Source organism: Sulfurimonas limnophila (assembly GCF_059705345.1).
The window spans coordinates 725,846-742,947 of the sequence record NZ_AP046127.1 but is presented as its reverse complement, the minus strand read 5'-3'; the positions used below and the strand labels follow the sequence as shown (position 1 = coordinate 742,947).

Here is a 17,102-nt window from a genome sequence, read left to right as displayed (position 1 = left end):
AAGACAAAAAATGGCAAATTTAAAAAAACGTCTCTTTGTCCATCAGCAGTAGCATTTTTATAGCAAAAAGCACGCTTTGATGCTGTATATAGTTTCTATCTCCATTTAAGTTTATACGCTCTTCCTGATGTGTTTCTTTACTTCTAATACCTATGTAAACAGTTCCGACTGGTTTATATTCGCTTCCCCCGCCATCTCCTGCTATTCCGCTTATAGATATAGAGTAATCTGCATTACTAACATTTAAAGCTCCATCACTCATCTCCAAAACAACTTCACTGCTTACTGCACCATACTCTTCAAGTGTTTTACTCTCTACTCCAAGCCAATTTTCTTTGATAGTATTTGAGTATGTTATTAAAGAGCCATCAAGAATTTTAGATGCATTATTGTTTTTTGTAAAATAATAAGTCAAGAGTCCACCCGTACAACTCTCTGCAAAAGCAACTTTTTTTCCACAAGATGAAAGCCTCTCTATTATAAAAGCTACGATGTTTGATGTTGCTATTAATTTATTTGGCAATAACTGTTTTGCTGAAGCTATAAACTTTGATATATTTCCATATTTTTTACTTCTAATATCAACTCTAAGCCAACCTTCTATAAGAGTTACTATATCAATTTTTATATCATACATCTGCGCTATTGGAGAGAGCATCGCAACAGCGCTCTCTTTATCTTCTTCAAAAAGATGTATAGTTGCTTTAGAATCCTCTACCTCTAGTAGCACTTCAGGAAACATCTGCATCTCATCCATATGAAGAACATTTATGATAGACTCTTTATACTCTAAAAGATAGCTGCCATTTTCATATATAGAGGAATTTGATGGTATAAGCATCTCATCTTTTAAAATCTGATTATCTCCAGTTATGGTGCATAAAAGTTTCCCCATAGTTGAAAAGTACTGTTTTGTAGTTACTATAATTTGTCTATTTTGAGAGTTTAACTCTTTATCAAGATATAAAAAAAGTGAGTTATCGCTCTCTTTAAAAAAAGTAATTGAGTGTATAAAATCAACCTTTTGCTCAATTTTTCTTATGATATATTCTCTAAGAGGAAGGTTATATATAAATTTATTACCGATAAAAATAAGATGAAGTTTCATGGTTCTAGCAGCCCTTTTAAAGAGATTTGATTTGCCAATTATAGCACCAAATGACTACATTAAAGTAGCTTTTAAACCCTATAAAGATACAATCCAAAAATTTTCTATTATTTGGAATTCATATGGATTATAAAGACACACTACTTCTACCAACTACAAAATTTGAGATGAGAGGCAATCTTATCAATAATGAACCAAAGAGATATGCCTCTTGGGACGATAAAAAAATATATGAGAAGATGAAGGCAAACCGCAAAAATGCGCAAAGCTTCACTCTTCATGATGGTCCTCCATATGCAAATGGACATACACATATCGGTCATGCGCTAAATAAAATTTTAAAAGACATTATTATTAAACATAACTATTTTAACGGCAAATCTGTTCGTTTTACCCCAGGTTGGGATTGTCATGGACTACCAATTGAGCAACAAGTTGAGAAAAAACTTGGAGGAAAACAAAAAAAAGAGCTTTTAGAAAAATCAGAGGTAAGAAAACTTTGTCGTGCTCATGCAGCTGAATTTGTAGATATTCAAAGAGAAGAGTTCAAAAAGCTTGGTGTTATCGCTGACTGGAAAAATCCTTATGTTACTATGGATTTTAAATTTGAAGCAAATATCTACCGCACTCTTTGTAATGTTGCAAAAAAAGGACTTCTTATTGAGCGCAGCAAGCCTGTTTTTTGGTCATGGGCCGAGAGAACAGCACTTGCAGAGGCTGAAGTTGAGTATGAAGATAAAGAGGATTACTCAATATTTATAGCATTTGAATTAAGCGATGAAGCAAAAGTAAAACTATCAATCAGCTCAAAAGCGGCTTTAGTTATCTGGACTACAACTCCGTGGACTATTCCTGCAAACACTGGTATTTCGCTAAACCCTGAAGAGGAGTATGTTTTAACAACAGCTGGATATATAGTTGCTAAAAAACTTCTCTCTTCACTCAAAGAGAGCAATATCCTCAGTGGAGAGATTGCAAAAACATTTAAAGCTAAAGAGTTTGAAAATCTCTTAGCGCTTAACCCACTCAATGGCAGAACTTCACGTATAGTTTTGGGCGAACATGTTTTAGTTGAAAATGGTACAGGATGCGTCCATACAGCTCCTGGGCATGGTGAAGATGACTACCGCATAGGACTTGTTTATGACTTAGAAGTAGTTATGCCTGTTGATGAGACTGGATGTTATGATGAGACGATAGTTCGTGATGGTTTAATCCCAAATGCAGAAGATTTTTTAGGTCGCCATATCTTCAAATCAAATGAAGATTTGATAACTCTTATGGGAGAGAGCGTTGTTCATGTTTCAAAGTTCAGACACTCATACCCGCACTGCTGGAGAAGCCACACTCCTCTTATTTTTAGAGCTACAAAACAGTGGTTTATCAGTGTTGATGGAACTCCAAACGGCGAAGACAAAACACTAAGAAATATTGCACTTGATGAAGTTGAAAAGACACTGTTTTTTCCTGAAACTGGAAGAAACAGACTAAAATCAATGGTAGCAAACCGCCCTGACTGGTGTATCTCTCGTCAAAGAGACTGGGGCGTTCCTATCGCATTTTTCAGAGTAAAAGCGACTGGAGAAGTTCTTCTTGATGAGAAGGTTTTAAACTTCACTGCTATGATTTTTGAGATGCACGGAAGTGATGCTTGGTACTCGATGCCAACAGAACAGCTCCTCTACCCTGGTGCTGGATACAGCGCTGATGAGCTTGAAAAAGTTACAGATATCTTAGATGTTTGGTTTGATAGTGGCTCAACTTGGTACTCAGTTCTAAAATCTCGCAACTATGATGCTGGAGAGTTTCAAGCAGATTTATACGTTGAGGGAAGCGATCAGCACCGCGGATGGTTCCAGTCATCTATGTTCTTAAGTGCTGCTGTTGAGCACAAAGCACCATACAAAGGCGTTCTTACTCATGGCTTTACAGTCGATGAAAAAGGCGAGAAAATGTCTAAGTCTAAGGGCAATGTTGTAGCTCCTGAGACTGTTTTAAAAGAGTATGGCAGCGAAATCCTTCGTCTTTGGGTAGCTTCAAGTGACTATCAAGGAGATCTAAAAATCTCTCAAAGCATCCTAAAACAGAGCGCTGAGAACTATCGTAAACTAAGAAATACTTTTAGAATAATGCTTGCAAACATCAATGATTTACACGCATTAACTCCTTATGAGAAAATGGGCGAGTTAGATAAGTGGATCTTAAACGAAGCAAAAAGCGTGTTTGATGGTGTTCACAAATCATTTAGCAACTATAACTTTGTAAATGGTATGAGTCTGCTAAATAACTTTATAGTAAATGAGTTAAGCGGTATCTACATCGACATCACAAAAGACTCTCTTTACTGTGACGCTAAAGATGATGCAAGAAGAACATCAAGCCAAAGCGCAATGGCTCTAATTGTCAAATCACTTCTAACGCTTATCGCTCCGATACTAACTTATACAGCTGATGAGATTGTTGAGTATCTGCCTGAAGTTATAAGAGAGAGCAAAGAGGATATTTTTGATTTTGTTCATAAAAATATTGACGTTGCAGAGTCTGGATTTAACACGGAGTACATGTACGCTGCAAGAGAGAAGTTTTATGAGATAGTTGATGGACTCAAAAAAGAGAAAATCATCAAAAACACTCTTGAGCTAGTCATAGTAACTGAGTCAAAAAAGATAGTAGAGATGGATAAAACAGCCGCTGAAGATTGGTTTGTAGTTTCTGGCATTTCTCATACTCAAATCATAGAAGAGTTAGGCAAATTTGAGGTAGACGGCGATATTTTTGTTATCCAAAAAGCTACTGATGCAAAATGCCCAAGATGTTGGAAATACCAAGCAAAAGATGAAACCTCTACATGTAAGAGATGTTCAAAGGTACTAAATGCCTGATTTAACAGCTCCTGTTGAGAGCTCATTTATCATAGCAACTATCGCTATGATATTTGTAATTATCGGTGTTGGAATAGTACTCGTAAAAAAATTTAAATAACTAAAAATCTAATGGGCTGATGACTTTAGCTTTGTTCATCTCTGAAACTACATGAGTGTATATCATCGTAGTTTCAACGCTTTTATGTCCTAATAATTCCTGAATACTCCTCAAATCAATTCCTGCTTGAAGCAAATGTGTTGCATAAGAGTGTCTAAATATATGTGAAGTTACTCGCTTGTTAAGGTTTGCTTGTCAACGGCGGAGTTAAAATGGGCAGTATGAAAAGCTGCTAAAAAGTAGTTTTTACAACCAAAAGCTTAAAGAAACAAATTAATTTTGTTAAAGTCTCTTTTCAAAAAGTTGAAAGGGGATAAGTGCTTAAAAAAGGTGAAGTAAAAATGATTCATAAAATGCTCAAAGATGGGCTTAGTAAAAGTGCTGTTGCACGAAAATTAGGTATCAACAGAGATACTGTTGCCAAATACGCAAAGCTGCCAGAAGGCTACATTCCCGTTATAAAAAGAGAGGCGGTAGAGACTACAGTAGATCCCTATCTTCCAAACATTGCCAGAATGTTGGAAGAGGCACACAAGCTTGGTGTTGCAATACCAAACACTGCAATCTATGATGAGATTCAAAAGATAGGCTACAGAGGAAGCCTTCGTTGGATGAAGGATATCATATCACGACATGAGCTTCGTCAAAAGGTCAAAGATGAAGAGCCTCTTGTGAGATTTGAAACAAAAAAAGCCCAGCAGATGCAAGTGGATTGGGTAGAGTTTCCAAAAGATGGCTTATCTGCGTTTGTAGCTACCATGGGATACTCCAGAACATCGTATGTTGAATATGTGAGTGATGAAAAAGTAGAGACGCTTATTAAGTGCCATATGAACGCATTTAGCTACTTTGGCGGAGTGCCCCATGAGGGTCTCTATGACAATATGAAGACGGTTATCACTAAGCGTAACGCTTATGGATTTGGTAAGCATAAATTCAATGAACAGTTTCGAGACTTTGCCCAAAAACACTGTGGGATGGAACTTAAAGTCTGCAAGCCATATCGTGCGCAAACAAAGGGAAAAGTAGAAAGATTTAACCACTATTTCAGATACAGTTTTCACAATATTTTTAAAGTAAGACTCTCAATGATGGGGTATAAAATGAGCTTGGAGAACGCCAATGCAGCAGTTATGGATTGGTTGGATTTTACAGCTAACTCCAGAGTACATCAAACAACCTTATATAAACCATTTGACTTGTTGGCAGAGGAGCAATCGCAGTTGCATCCTCTACCTAAGCCTTATTGCGGTGTCCACCCAACAAAAGCTACAGCTCAAAGTGTATCAAAAAATAGCCAAACATCCAATAGAATTACCATCCATATTCCCAACCGCGACTTACAACGCTATGATGAGTTTATACCCGCCGTTGCCTATCTTGTGGTGCCTGCATACGCTATAGGGGGAGCTCTATGGAACTAATCACCAAGATTGAAACGCTTTGTCGGGAGCTACAATTAAATACGTTTGGCGAGATGCACCATGAGCTTAGTAATCGTGCTGCAAAAGAGAACTGGAAATACAGTGAATATTTGTATGAGATGCTCAAATTTGAATCTGACAATAGAGCTAAACGCTCTCGAATTACCCTTACAAAAATGGCGGGGTTTCCCACTATAAAAACACTTGAACAGTTTGATTTTAACTTTACCGTAGGGGTTAATCGAAGACAAGTTGAAGAACTTGCTACACTGGAGTTTGTAAAACGAAACGAGAATATTATCCTTCTTGGGCAATCAGGTGTGGGTAAAACCCACTTAGCTATTGCTCTTGCCTACGGGGCAGTGCAAAAACGGATTAAAGCTCGGTTTATTACCATTTCTGATTTGATTATGCAAATGAGTAATGCCAAAAAAGAGAAACGCTACGACTCTTTTATTCGTCAAGCTATTATGGCACCATCACTCCTTGTAATTGACGAAATAGGTTATTTCCCAATGAGTAAAGAGGACGCTCACCATTTCTTTCAAGTAATCTCCAAACGATACGAAAGAGGAGCAACCATCGTTACGTCAAATTTGGTGTTTAGTCAATGGAGCGGTATATTTGCGAATGACAAAGTGGTGACTACTGCTATACTGGATAGATTACTACACCATTCACACGTCATAAATATACTTGGGGATTCGTATCGTTTAAAAGAGAAAAAAGATGAAGGAGTAGTCAATTCAGACTTATATAAGTTTAAAGAGGAAAAATCAGTAAAAGGAGGAGATTAAACCGTCGTTGCTTAAGGTTACTATTCGTAATATTTTTTACGAAAATCTGCCGAATTTAACTCCGCCGTTGACAGTCATGTTGTTTTAAAGTTTGAGTATGCTCATAACTTGTGTACTGACTTCCTTGATCAGAATTAAATATCTTTGGCTTTGGATATTTATTTAGTGCCTCTTTGAGCACATCTGTAGCCAGAGTTGCATCCATAGAGTTGGAAATCTTATAAGCTAAAATCGCTTTTGTATGCCAATCTATAACTGCTGCAAGGTACATAAATCCACCGTTAGTTCGGATGTAAGTGATATCTCCGCTCCATACTTCATTTGGTGTTGGAACATAGACTTGTTTAGTTCGGCCTGTTCTTGTCCAGTAAGGTTTGAGTAAATACTCATAAATCTTGTGCTCTGGATTTTTGATGCTAGTCAAACGCTTTTTCGTTGGATAAATCGCTTGTATCCCCATAGATTGCATATATTTAAGCACTCTGTCTTTGCCTATGATGTAACCATCCTCTATGAGCTGTCGATAAATATAACGATATCCATACTCTGAGTTGTCTGTGGCTATTTCGTCTATAGTATGCATTATTTTTAAGTTCTGTTCACTGACTGGCACTGCTTTATAGTAGTGCGTTGCACGGCTTATACTTAAGAGTTTACATTGGGTTGTTTTAGTAAGTTCAAGCCCGTTCTCGACAAGTGTTTTACGCTTATTTAATGAGACCGAGCTCTCTAGCTTTTTTGATAGCCATTCCTTTTCAACAACCGATTTACCAAGTTGTTTTTGAAGCTCTGCTATCTCTTCATCTTTAGATTTTATTTCATCCTTGAACTCTTGAACCGCTTTTGCCGGTTCAAATGCCAATGAAGCATTCTCTAAAAACTGCTTCTTCCAGTTCTGAATAGATTTTGCTGTTATCTGATACTTTGTTGCTAGCTGATTTATTGTTTGATCTTCTTTTAGTAGCTCTAATACAATTTTTGTCTTCTGCTCCGCACTGTATATCTGACCTTTTTTTCGACTCATATTCATCTCCATATATTTCATATTTATTTTATCGTTTTTGGAAATAAATTAGGCAAATCTTCTGTCTTGATTTTTCAGGCCATTATATATGAAGAAATATGCGAGCAATTTGATAAGATAGATAATTGGCTTGAATTTGAATCTTCTCAGTTCGCGTGGAAATATGCAGAAAGTGGATTGTCATTATCGTTTTCAGATGATTTTTTTAATAAAGTGTCTTCATATCTTGAGGATATTGAAGACTTTCAAGAGTTTATTAATGCTGAACAAATATACAGTGATATGATTGAAAATGCAGACTATTAAACACATAACAAATCAGAGGAGCCAATAAATTGCCCGTAGGGTAATTTATTGGCTCATTTTAAACGTTATAGGACTATATTTATAAATCTTAAATTTAAACAAACTCTTAGATTATTATAGTATGATAAAAGTATGAATTAAATATTACTATAGTAAGGGGCTTAACAATGGTAAGAAAAACAGTAGCAATTAAAGATGATTTATTTCATAATTTAGAGCTAAATCATATTATGGAGAAGTATCAATCATTTTCTGAATTGGTATCAAATGCTTTACAGCTTTTGATAGAAAAACAAAAAAAAGAGCAATATAAAAAAACTATGATAGAAGCTTCAAAAGATAAATTATATATTCAAGATATGAAAAGTATTGAAGATGAATTTCAATACTCAGATTTTGAGAATATTAAATGAATCAATACGATGTATATCTAGCTGATTTAAATCCAACTGTTGGTAGAGAACAATTTGGGAAAAGACCAGTTTTAATAATCTCAAACAATTATGAGAACTTACTTGATGTAGTCACAATCATTCCAATAACTTCTTTAAAAAATGGTAGAAAAATATACCCAAATGAACTATTGTTGCAAAATGAACTTGAAAAGCCATCAATATTATTGTGCCAACAAATTAGAACTATTTCAAAAAATAGATTAATTAAAAAGTTAACTTCTATTGATAATTATATCACTAAGAAAAAAATAGTAGATGTACTTTGTCTTAGATTTGAAGATATAGATTAACCACCTATAACAAAACCTAGCAGTAAACGATAAATCGTTACTGAACTCAGCCGTTGTATGAAGGAAAACAATGAAACTAAATAAAAAATATACTGTTCTAATGGTAGTTTGCGGAATGATCATTGGATTTACAAGAATGCCATATGCTAAAGAACTTACTCAAACAATAAAAACAATAAATGAAGATAAATTCACACCTCAAATGAGAGAGGAATTGGAAAAGCTATCAGCAATAGATATGCAAGATTTTTTACAAAAATTTGCTAAGCACCAACACGATATGTGTCCAATTAAAACTTCAGATAATGATATTGTGTTGGATTTTATACATAAAGATAATAAGCTTACTTGGGTCAAAAAAACAAACTATGATGTATTGTTAAATTTACAAAATATCAAACAAAATAAAGAAAAACTAACTAGAATTTTAACCGATGGAATGATTAAAGATACATGCTCCCAAAAACTAATGAATTTTTTGGTGATTAATAAAAACATTTCTGTTGGATATAAATTTCATAATTGGAATATGGAACTAGTTGATGATATTGTTGTTGACAAAAATAGTTGTATAAACTGGAATAATAGTAATAAAACATACACTTTTGTAAATAGTGTTTTTAACTTTTTTGGTAATTAAATATATTGAAAGTAGAAGTCATACAACAAAACAGAGTAGCCAATAAATTACCTAGCGGGAATTTATTGGCTATCTTCAACCGTTAGGTTACAATATTCCATATTAAAGCAAGGAGATTAACTAAATTGAAAGTAAGTTATAAAATAAAAGTTTTTTTACATTTACTATTTCCTCTCTTTGTTTTTATACTGTTTTTGCTTATATCCTCTGCAACATCAACTAATAATACTGATGTTGCAGAAAAGGTCACGAGTAATAACAACACATCTGATGGTTTCAAGGTTTTCTTTTTTAACTATATATTTTTTGCATTACCGCACTATATAATATTGTTTTTATCACTAATTAAAAAAACAATTAGGCCTGTACTTTTACATCTAATAAGTGTTGCTAATATTGTTTTAATTGGTTCGGTTGGCTGTATTGTTTATTTAAAGTATTTGAAATATGTAGATTTGTCATTATTGTGGATTTTTTATTTGCCAATATCTTTAACCATCATATTGTTGACATTACTAGTAGTAAAAAAAGAACCTAACAAAAACGAGGAGACCAATAATTTACCCTAGCGGGCAAAACTATTTCTCAAGTCCAACGTTAAACAAAAAGGAGAAACAATGTACGAAAACATTCAAAAAATAGAGGCAAGTGCTTTTACCAGAGTAATTTACCTACTTGGGCTAGGTTCAATTATTCTTGCATTTTTAGGCAAAGTACCTTTTGCTTTACAGTTATTATCGCAAATGGGAAGAAACCCAAATGTTGTAAATCCAGTTCTTGCTGTAGTATTAATTGTGACTGCAATTGGTGTAGTTGTAATTCTTGGCAAAAGATTTTTAGATATAGCTCGTGGAAAATTGAAATTAAGCGCAGTTATTAGTAGTGAAAAAACTTTGTACATAAGAAGAATTGGCTTGACATTGTTAAGTATAGGAGTAAGCATTACACTGCTTATATTTATAAGTACATTCTTTATTCGTGGTGGCGGACAAATAATGATAGCTGCATATTTTTCTTTTGCTATTCCCTTAGGTTTGGTTTTATTCGAATTATCAAGAATGCGTGAATTTGAAAATCTCAATTTAACTAATGATGTTTAACAAAACTTTGGAGAGAAATAAATTACCCTGCGGGTGCAACTATTTCTCAAGTCAACCGTTATGCGATAAAGTAACTATCTAAAACAATACAAAAGGTAACTTATGAAAAAAACTATATTTCTAGTTCTTATTATGTTTAATAGCTTATTTGCAGCTGATTCATATGAGATTGAAGTTGCTCACAATGATGAGCTATTTATTATAAATGGTGAAAAATTTGAAGCAAAAACATATTGTTTAGGATGGGATAGCGGTGAGTATGTTATATTTCTAGATGGAAGCCCAATGGGTGCTTGTGCATCAGCAGTTTTATATAATGTAAACAGAAAACAAAAATGTGAAGTTTGGTGTGAATAACATTGAATTTAAAAGGTACTGAGAAATTTGTAGCTGAAAGCTTGCAATCTTATTTTTCAAAATTATTTGATACTGTAGATTTTGAAGAAGGTGATGACCCACCAGATATTTATTTGAAAATTGATGATAAAAAAATTGGTGTAGAAATCACAGATATTGATCAAAATGTTTTGAAAAACAGAAAAACTATAGATTATGGATACTTAAATTTTATAGATAATATAGATAAAGAATTTGGACACCTTATTGATGCTGATAAAAAAATATTATTATTTTTCCATCATGATTATGTCAAAGTTAGTACTATTAGTAAAAAATTTAAAAAATATTTAAAATCCCTAATTGAAGAAGATGCACTTAAAGTTGACAATAGTATAGAAGATAATATTAATGATGTTAGCTTCAAAATATCGATATTTCCAATGCCAAAAAGTGGAACAAGAAAAATTGCAGGTTCTGCAATGCCTTTTGGTGGTAAAGCCAAAAAGTCAAGAGATATAAATACCGTACTTGATACAATATCAGATTGTCATTTATCAGGGCAAACATTTAATATTGTAAATGATAGGATTTATGATAAAAATATCAAATGTAAAGATACTAAAAAGCCAATATGGCTAGCACTATTTGATAACTATTACAATAAGTTTACATCTTTTGATAATCAAGAACATATTGAACATTATAAAAACACATTTGAAAGTGTTGAAGACTTTGGGATATTTGACAAAATACTAGTCATATTTGAAAATGGAGATGTTTTGGAGCTCAACACATAACAAAACCTCATATTGCTCACGACAATCGTTATGAGTCTATCTTAAGTACCTAGCTTATTATTAAAAAAGGAGTATGAATTGTCAGGATTTTCAAATTACACACTACATTGTGTTGAATGTGGCAGAGTGTTATCCTCTGATGAAATATCTTATTGTAGACGTTGGCTTAATGGGAAATTACTTTGTTTTAGTCATCAACCTATTAATAAATAGTAGCAACAAAATATGAAAATAATTGAAAATGAAAAAAAATATCTAAAAAACTTTATACAATTAAATAAAGAATGGATACAAAAGTATTTTGAAATCGAACAAATTGATATAGAATTGGCAGAAAATCCATATCAAATTATTGAAGAAGGTGGATATATTTTTAGTATAATTGAGGATAAAAAGGTTATAGGTGTATGTGCTTTTCCTCGCTCCCATGCTGCGCTTGGTAGTGTATATCTTAGTTTATTGATTTGTTTTACTTGTATGCATTCCCAGGTGGAACTTGGGAACGAGAAAACGAGAAAATGCTGTGCTTGGGAGTGTGTATCTTAATTTATTAATTTGTTTTACATGTATGCATTCCCAAGTGGAACTTGGGAACGAGAAAAACTTGAGATAAAAAATCGCTCTAAAACAGTTTTTTTAAGCAAAGAAGAAATAAAGAACATAGAACTCGAACATACCTTTATTTTACGGGTTGGTCATTTTTATCAATGTAAATTATCTAACTCGTTCCCATCGTCTCGATGGGAACGCATATAGCTCACCAAAATCTCTCAACCTCTATAAGTCCATTAATTCCCTCATAATCTCTAGCACTTGAATATCGCCAATGTTTTGCCTCATCGATATAACCTCTTTTTGTTGTATTATGATATATTTAGTTTTGGATATAGAAAAATATTGCATAATGTAATAAATTTTGAAATTAAGTATGCATTCCCATCGAGACGATGGGAACGAGAAATTCAAAAAAAGGAGTCTCACATGGGAAAAGGCGGATGCAGACCACCAAATTGTCCTAGTACAACAGGCAATCCATCTGGTGGCGGTAGAGGAAATTGTTCCCCCTAAAAAATAATTAAAGAAAAAATATACACCATTTTGCTAAAATGGTGTATATTTTAAGTATTGGAGTTCATGATGTTAGCTTTAAAACAAGAACAACTTTTTGAAGAGATAGATATTTTACCAATAGATTTAAAGACTGAAATTGTGGATAAGATATTGGCTAGTATTACACCGTTAAACAGCGAAATAGATAAACTATGGATAAAAGAAGCCAACAAAAGAAAAGAAGAAATTGAATCAAATTCCATTACATTAGTTGATGGAGACGAAGTTTTTAAAAAAATCTCTCAAAGACTCCACTCATAGATGACCTACTCTTTCCACCCAGATGCTGAAGTTGAATTAAATGCTTCAGTTGATTATTATCAAGAATGTAAAGATGGGCTTGGTGCAGAATTTGCATATGAAGTTCAAAAAACAATCCAAAGAATTTTAGAATATCCTACTGCTTGGCAAAAACTAGATGGAAAAATAAGAAGATGCTTAACAAACAGATTTCCATTTGGAATAATTTACTCAGCTTTCGCACATAAAACCCAACTCTTTTTGAGTATAAGCGTTGAGTACAGCGAGAATAGTCAGTAAATCTTTATTATCCTTGACAACATTTTCAATTTCAGAGATTTTTGTCAGTATTTGAATGAAGAGTTGCATTGATATTGCAAGAGTTTCAAGCTCACACTCTAAGTCTCTAAATAATTCTCCTAGAGTTTGTGGCTCATGTTTTATGCGATTGATATAGCTTACAATGTTGTAGGCAAACATTGAGAGAGTTATTTTTGCAATTAGTGATTCATAGATACGATTCTCTTCTTTGCCAAACCCAAACAGGTTTCGCAAATCTTTGTAACCTTGCTCAATATTCCATCTCTTTTTATAAGTTGCTAGAATCTCTTTGCCTATAATGATAATATCAGTTGAGATAAAAACCAACAAGTCTTTACCTGTGTGCAAAAATACGAGCTTGACTTTGCCTAGAACAGCATGTTCTACAATTGCATCGAAATATTTATAAGATATTTTTCCATGTTTGCCACTCTGTTTATGACGAGAGTTTTTCATACTATCATAGATTGCATTCATAGTTTTATGTTTGCCCTTAAAGTTCCAAATGAGTTTATTATTTGGAAGTCTTGCTATTACTGGCATGCCAAGCTCATTAGCTTGATGTATGAAGTCTGGTTTAGCGTACCAACTGTCTATAAGTAGGTAGTCTGCATCTACCCCTTGCTCTAACGCTCTCTCAAGCATCTCAATAGCTAAAATGTTTTTACCTTTGAGAGATTCAACTTTACGCTTATGAGAATTACTACGATGATGAACAGTTGAAGTGAATTCAGATATATCTTTTCGACGACTATCATTCATCTTGATGGAAAAATCAAGTTGAAATGTTGAATGTGAATCTGCATAATTTAGAGATACGATATTGAGCGCATTTATGCTTCTGTGCTCTTTATTGCTCCAAATATATTTACAGCTTCCTTCAATATGTTTACCACTTTTAGCTTCGACTGTGTCATCAATAATGAGCAAGCGATGTTCACCGTTTTTATGTAGAGGTTTTATTCTTTGCAAAAGCGCAGTAGTGCTTAGTATTAAAAACTTTCGCCAGTTGTAACGACTCTCTTTGATAAATCGGTAATAAGCGTCTTTGCCAAATGCACTATCGCTCTTTTTTATGAATGTAGACTGTCTTTTATTCATGATAAGCATATACACGAAGTGTAAGATTATTTGAAATGGTGGATAGCCGACATTTCGTTTAATGAAGTTGCTCTGCTTGAGTATTTTTGTGATTTTTATCTCTATTAGCACTTCAAGGATTGGATTCTTTAATATGCTTTTCATAGCAGTTTCTATATAATTTGCAAGTTCCATAAAATAGACCTTTATAATGATGTTAGTGGTAACATAATTATACTAAAAAGCGCCTATTTATGGGCTTTCGTAGATAAATTAAACATCAAAATCTATGTGCGAAAGTTGAGTAATTTATTTTCAAAAAGATAATGAAATTATCATTTTAGCTGTAATGCAACTTCATAGAAAACCAAACTACTGGAAAGACAGAGACTAAATAAAAGATATAACAAGTACTTGGAGAAAAATAAGTAGCCTAGCAGCGACTTATTTCGCAAGATAGCAGTTAGGTGAGGAAAAAATAAAATGACAAAACAAGATTTAGCAAGTGAATTAAAGAATATGTATGAAAATGCTCCAAAAGGAGATAGTACAACGATGATAAGATTGTTTGGAGTAAAATATTCCGAAGAGTTAAAAAGTTGTAATTGCTCAATGAGTGAAATTGCAGAGTTAGCCGAGATTGGAATAAATTACCATGCAGAAATCAGCAAAGGCATTAGACTAGCAAAATATGTTAAAATAAAGTGATAGAATAACGAGGAGATATATGTGCCAACGGTCTTAAAAATTAATGGTTATCGTTTCTTTTTCTTTTCAAGAGAAGAATTAAGACAACATATTCATGTACAATGTCAAAACGGTGAGGCAAAATTTTGGCTTGACCCTCAAATTGAATTAGCAACCAACTATAAATTATCAAGAAAAGAACTGGGCGAAATTGAGAAAATAATTGAAGAGCACTATGAAGAATTTATAAAAGCATGGGAGGAACATTTTGGAAACAGAAGTAACTAATATATCAAGTCATGGATTATGGATATTATCAGATAATCGAGAGTATTTTCTATCTTATGAAAACTTTCCATGGTTTAAAAATAAAACAATAAATGATATTACAAAAGTTGAAAGTTTTGGACAAGGTCATCTTTATTGGGAAAATTTAGATGTTGATTTAAGTTTAGAAATGATTGAGCATCCTGAAAGATTTCCATTACAAGCACACACATAACAAGACATAGTAGCCAATAAATTACCTAGCGTAGTGTGTATCTTAGTTTATTGATTTGTTTTGCCTGTATGCATTCCCAAGTGAAACTTGGGAACGAGGAACTTTCTACTCTTAACAAAGCACCACTAAAGAAAAGATAAACACATTTTGCTATAATGCACCCGATAATTTATTAACAATAGGAATACCAGTGATTACATTAAAAGAAGCATTAAAATTAAGTAAAGAAGAATTAGCAAAATTTAAAGATGAACTAAAAGCTAAGATAGAAGCAAATAGCGATATCAATGCGTATATAGATGTAAATAACCTTGGTGATGGTGTGCCAATCGCTATAAAAGACAATATTCAGGTTAAAGATTGGTCTGTTACATCGGGCTCAAACATACTTCAAGGTTATATCGCTCCATACAACGCAACGGTTATAGAGAAGATGCTTAGTGCTGGTTTATCTGCGTTTGGGCGAACAAATATGGATGAGTTTGCTATGGGAAGTACGACAGAGTCAAGTTTTTATGGCAAAACTTTAAATCCTCATAACAAAGATTGTGTTCCAGGTGGAAGTTCTGGAGGAAGTGCCGCGGCAGTTGCGTCTGGCCTTGCTATCGCAGCTTTAGGAAGTGATACAGGTGGAAGTATCCGTCAACCCGCTTCTTTTTGTGGGATAGTTGGAATGAAACCAACTTATGGACGAGTGAGCCGTTATGGTTTAGGGGCTTATGCTTCAAGCCTAGACCAAATAGGTCCAATGACTCAAAATGTAGAAGACGCTGCTATCTTGTATGATATTATCAGTGGTCATGATGAAAAAGACTCTACATGCGCAAACAGAAACGACAAAGTAAGCGACAAACTAAACTCAGAACGCAAACTACGCATTGCAGTACTTCCAAAACATATCCAAAATGCAAGTGAAGATGTAAAAAAAGCGTATGCTCTTGCTATAGAAGCATTAAAGAGTGCTGGTCATGAGATAGTAGAACGTGAACTTATGGATGCAAAGTTTGATATATCTGCTTATTATATAACTGCGACTGCAGAGGCTACAACAAACTTGGCTAGATATGATGGTATTCGTTATGGAAACAGAGTTGTTGGGAAAGATTTAAACGACACTTTTATCCAAACTAGAAGTCAAGGTTTTGGTGATGAAGTAAAACGTCGTATCTTACTAGGTAACTTTGTACTCTCAAGCGGATACTATGAAGCGTACTATGTAAAAGCACAAAAGACAAGACACCTCATAAAAGACCAATATTCTAAAATATTTGAAGAAGTAGATTTGATTTTATCTCCAGTTGCGCCTACAACTGCGAACAAGTTTGGAGAATTATCAACTCCGATGGAGATGTATCTGAGTGATTTATATACCATAAGTGTAAATCTTGCTGGGCTTCCTGCTATCTCTGTTCCTGTATCAAAGAGTTCTGATGGTATGCCGATTGGGCTTCAGTTGATTGCAAATGCATATGATGAGCAAGTTTTGTTTGATGGTGCGCTTAGTCTTGAGAAAGAGATTAATTATAAAAAGTAGAAGTATTTAAAGAGTAAATAAGTAAAATCTCCGCCAAGGATGGCGGAGATGTGTCAAAGACCTTTAGTATAGGTCTTGTGTCGGGTGGTTAGTTCCGATAGCCTCAGTAGTATTTGTTCTTGTATCATAAGTTACAACGTTATCTGCCTGAAGAGCGCCTAGTGTTAATCCGATCATTAAAATCAATGTTTTCATTGTGTATCCTTTGTTAAGAGAGCGTTACCCTCTAGTATTTTTAAATCAGAGTAATTTTATCTGATTTAACTTTTAAGCTTCCAATTCTTTTATATTCAGCACTTATTTTTAAGATTATATTTATATTTACTATAGAAGAGATTTTTTTATTTATACATGATAGAATTGAAA

At 33.7% G+C, this 17,102-nt stretch carries 22 protein-coding genes; 17 read left to right on the top strand and 5 right to left on the bottom strand.

Translation table 11 applies throughout. The features are described 5' to 3' along the window. Positions 1-19: 19 nt before the first annotated feature. The gene (locus AC6H33_RS03955; RefSeq protein ID WP_497605663.1) at positions 20-1,108 is read right to left on the bottom strand and encodes a CinA family protein; all 1,089 of its coding nucleotides are present in this window, start codon (positions 1,106-1,108) and stop codon (positions 20-22) included. A gap of 122 nt (positions 1,109-1,230) precedes the next feature. Here AC6H33_RS03955 and ileS point away from each other — a divergent pair, with 122 nt between their 5' ends. Beyond that, entirely contained in the window at positions 1,231-3,990 is a 2,760-nt protein-coding gene (ileS, locus tag AC6H33_RS03950) for an isoleucine--tRNA ligase (protein ID WP_497605662.1), read from the top strand. 100 nt (positions 3,991-4,090) lie between these two features. Here the strand turns inward: ileS and AC6H33_RS03945 are convergent, their stop codons facing one another. Beyond that, the gene (locus tag AC6H33_RS03945; RefSeq protein ID WP_497605661.1) at positions 4,091-4,225 is read right to left on the bottom strand and encodes a tyrosine-type recombinase/integrase; all 135 of its coding nucleotides are present in this window, start codon (positions 4,223-4,225) and stop codon (positions 4,091-4,093) included. A 182-nt stretch (positions 4,226-4,407) separates the two neighbouring features. Between AC6H33_RS03945 and istA the strand changes: the two genes are divergently transcribed. Together istA and istB are read left to right on the top strand one after the other, a co-directional pair. Beyond that, the gene (gene istA / locus AC6H33_RS03940) at positions 4,408-5,514 is read left to right on the top strand and encodes an IS21 family transposase (protein WP_497604551.1); all 1,107 of its coding nucleotides are present in this window, start codon (positions 4,408-4,410) and stop codon (positions 5,512-5,514) included. After that, positions 5,505-6,311, top strand: a complete 807-nt coding sequence (gene istB / locus AC6H33_RS03935) for an IS21-like element helper ATPase IstB (protein ID WP_497604552.1) — start codon at positions 5,505-5,507, stop codon at positions 6,309-6,311. Before istA ends, istB begins: the two co-directional genes overlap by 10 nt. Before the next feature lie 55 nt (positions 6,312-6,366). Here istB and AC6H33_RS03930 read toward each other — a convergent pair whose 3' ends face one another. Beyond that, complete coding sequence (locus AC6H33_RS03930; RefSeq protein ID WP_497605660.1) at positions 6,367-7,335, bottom strand: IS3 family transposase; 969 nt, start codon at positions 7,333-7,335, stop codon at positions 6,367-6,369. 66 nt (positions 7,336-7,401) lie between these two features. On the opposite strand from AC6H33_RS03930, the gene AC6H33_RS03925 reads away from it, so the two are divergent. From AC6H33_RS03925 to AC6H33_RS03880, 10 genes are all read left to right on the top strand, one after another. After that, positions 7,402-7,641: a hypothetical protein gene (locus AC6H33_RS03925; protein ID WP_497605659.1), complete on the top strand. Its 240-nt coding sequence runs from the start codon at positions 7,402-7,404 to the stop codon at positions 7,639-7,641. Between the two features lie 167 nt (positions 7,642-7,808). Next, positions 7,809-8,054: a hypothetical protein gene (locus tag AC6H33_RS03920; RefSeq protein ID WP_497604146.1), complete on the top strand. Its 246-nt coding sequence runs from the start codon at positions 7,809-7,811 to the stop codon at positions 8,052-8,054. After that, positions 8,051-8,386, top strand: coding sequence for a type II toxin-antitoxin system PemK/MazF family toxin (locus tag AC6H33_RS03915; RefSeq protein ID WP_497604147.1), 336 nt, complete (start codon positions 8,051-8,053; stop codon positions 8,384-8,386). The genes AC6H33_RS03920 and AC6H33_RS03915 overlap by 4 nt, the downstream gene beginning before the upstream one ends. A 70-nt stretch (positions 8,387-8,456) precedes the next feature. Continuing rightward, positions 8,457-9,026: a hypothetical protein gene (locus tag AC6H33_RS03910; protein WP_497605658.1), complete on the top strand. Its 570-nt coding sequence runs from the start codon at positions 8,457-8,459 to the stop codon at positions 9,024-9,026. Positions 9,027-9,643: 617 nt separating this feature from the next. Next, positions 9,644-10,126 carry a hypothetical protein gene (locus AC6H33_RS03905; RefSeq protein WP_497605657.1) on the top strand — a complete coding sequence of 161 codons (483 nt, stop codon included), beginning with the start codon at positions 9,644-9,646 and terminating at the stop codon, positions 10,124-10,126. Between the two features lie 102 nt (positions 10,127-10,228). Further along, positions 10,229-10,483, top strand: coding sequence for a hypothetical protein (locus tag AC6H33_RS03900; RefSeq protein ID WP_497605656.1), 255 nt, complete (start codon positions 10,229-10,231; stop codon positions 10,481-10,483). Positions 10,484-10,485: 2 nt separating this feature from the next. Continuing rightward, the gene (locus tag AC6H33_RS03895; RefSeq protein ID WP_497605655.1) at positions 10,486-11,262 is read left to right on the top strand and encodes a hypothetical protein; all 777 of its coding nucleotides are present in this window, start codon (positions 10,486-10,488) and stop codon (positions 11,260-11,262) included. 225 nt (positions 11,263-11,487) lie between these two features. Beyond that, on the top strand, positions 11,488-11,808 hold the full coding sequence (locus AC6H33_RS03890; protein ID WP_497605654.1) for a hypothetical protein: 321 nt from the start codon (positions 11,488-11,490) through the stop codon (positions 11,806-11,808). A 591-nt stretch (positions 11,809-12,399) separates the two neighbouring features. Then, on the top strand, positions 12,400-12,633 hold the full coding sequence (locus tag AC6H33_RS03885) for an addiction module protein (RefSeq protein ID WP_497605653.1): 234 nt from the start codon (positions 12,400-12,402) through the stop codon (positions 12,631-12,633). Beyond that, a complete protein-coding gene (locus tag AC6H33_RS03880) occupies positions 12,634-12,912 on the top strand; it encodes a hypothetical protein (protein ID WP_497605652.1) in 279 nt (92 codons plus the stop codon). Here AC6H33_RS03880 and AC6H33_RS03875 read toward each other — a convergent pair. Then, on the bottom strand, positions 12,844-14,208 hold the full coding sequence (locus AC6H33_RS03875; protein WP_497603908.1) for an IS4 family transposase: 1,365 nt from the start codon (positions 14,206-14,208) through the stop codon (positions 12,844-12,846). The two genes, AC6H33_RS03880 and AC6H33_RS03875, sit on opposite strands and share 69 nt — an antisense overlap. Positions 14,209-14,496: 288 nt before the next feature. On the opposite strand from AC6H33_RS03875, the gene AC6H33_RS03870 reads away from it, so the two are divergent. From AC6H33_RS03870 to gatA, 4 genes are all read left to right on the top strand, one after another. Next, on the top strand, positions 14,497-14,721 hold the full coding sequence (locus AC6H33_RS03870; protein ID WP_497605651.1) for an HTH-like domain-containing protein: 225 nt from the start codon (positions 14,497-14,499) through the stop codon (positions 14,719-14,721). 21 nt (positions 14,722-14,742) lie between these two features. Continuing rightward, positions 14,743-14,988 carry a DUF4160 domain-containing protein gene (locus tag AC6H33_RS03865; protein ID WP_497605650.1) on the top strand — a complete coding sequence of 82 codons (246 nt, stop codon included), beginning with the start codon at positions 14,743-14,745 and terminating at the stop codon, positions 14,986-14,988. Continuing rightward, positions 14,969-15,202, top strand: a complete 234-nt coding sequence (locus tag AC6H33_RS03860; protein WP_497605649.1) for a DUF2442 domain-containing protein — start codon at positions 14,969-14,971, stop codon at positions 15,200-15,202. The genes AC6H33_RS03865 and AC6H33_RS03860 overlap by 20 nt, the downstream gene beginning before the upstream one ends. Before the next feature lie 190 nt (positions 15,203-15,392). Continuing rightward, entirely contained in the window at positions 15,393-16,736 is a 1,344-nt protein-coding gene (gatA, locus tag AC6H33_RS03855) for an Asp-tRNA(Asn)/Glu-tRNA(Gln) amidotransferase subunit GatA (RefSeq protein WP_497605648.1), read from the top strand. A gap of 63 nt (positions 16,737-16,799) precedes the next feature. On the opposite strand, the gene AC6H33_RS03850 is transcribed toward gatA, so the two are convergent. Beyond that, complete coding sequence (locus AC6H33_RS03850) at positions 16,800-16,931, bottom strand: hypothetical protein (RefSeq protein ID WP_497605647.1); 132 nt, start codon at positions 16,929-16,931, stop codon at positions 16,800-16,802. Positions 16,932-17,102: the final 171 nt, after the last annotated feature.